The following is a 243-nucleotide window of genomic DNA, read 5'->3' as shown; positions in this document are numbered from 1 at the left end:
CTTATCAACGTGCGCGGGTTCGGGCCCCCATTCAGTGTCACCTGAACTTCACCCTGGAAATGGGTAGACCACCTGGTATCGGGTCTACGCCCACGTACTAAACGCCCGATTCAGCCTCGCTTTCGCTGCGCCTCCGCCTCTTCAGCTTAATCTCGCACGGGAACGTAACTCGCCGGTTCATTCTACTAAAGCCACGCCATCAACCATTCACGTGCTCTGACTATTTGTAGGCACACGGTTTCA

At 55.1% G+C, this 243-nt stretch carries 1 rRNA gene; it reads right to left on the bottom strand.

Annotated elements, in window-relative coordinates:
• Positions 1-243, bottom strand: a 23S ribosomal RNA gene (locus K5S59_RS29870); the annotation flags it as partial.

This window comes from Bacillus sp. BML-BC051 (genome assembly GCF_019656175.1).
GTDB classification, from domain to species: Bacteria; Bacillota; Bacilli; order Bacillales; family Bacillaceae_G; genus Bacillus_A; species Bacillus_A mobilis.
Note: the sequence above shows the minus strand (reverse complement) of the source record. Positions and strands in the feature narration are given on the sequence as shown.